The following is a 632-nucleotide window of genomic DNA, read 5'->3' as shown; positions in this document are numbered from 1 at the left end:
ACGGGTGGTCAGCTTTTTGAAACGAATAATAAGGTTGTTACTTATTTAGGGGGCAATGCAGCTTTTAATAATGGTGCGTTTACAGGGCCGACCTATAGTTTATCGGAGATTGATAAAGATGGTAAGATAACAGCCAAACCTTTTACCAATGTTGGTTCAGCTTTTGAAGGACTTGATACAAATATCAAGAATGTCAATCAGAGGATTAAGGAAGTTTCTGAAGGGGTAGCACAGGATTCTTTGAATTGGAATAATGAAGCCAATGCATTTGTAGCTAAGCATGGAACGGAAGGAAACAATAGCAAATTGAAGTTTCTATTAGATGGAGAAATTTCTAAAGGTTCGACAGAAGCGATCACGGGCAATCAGCTTTATTCAATCAATCAAACAGTTGCGACCTATTTTGGTGGAGGTGCAGGTTATAATGAAAAGGGAGAATGGGTTGCACCCACCTTCAAACTTAAAACTGTCAATGATGATGGTAGCACTGGTGAGGAAAAGGTTTACAATAGTGTATCGGAAGCACTTGCAGGTGTTGCAAGTTCTATTACGAATGTTCACAATGATGTGACCAATGTAGTCAGTGATAGCCTTGCCAAGCAGGATGAAAAGACAAAAGTTATCACTATTGG

1 pseudogene is annotated in these 632 nt (G+C 39.2%); it reads left to right on the top strand.

Going from position 1 to position 632, the window contains the following annotated elements:
• Positions 1-632 (top strand): annotated as a pseudogene (locus ACFINH_RS10260) (hypothetical protein); the annotation flags it as partial.

Source organism: Bartonella sp. AA74HLJMH, assembly GCF_042197045.1.
In the GTDB taxonomy this organism is placed as follows: domain Bacteria; phylum Pseudomonadota; class Alphaproteobacteria; order Rhizobiales; family Rhizobiaceae; genus Bartonella.
This window is presented reverse-complemented; position numbering and strand designations above follow the sequence as displayed.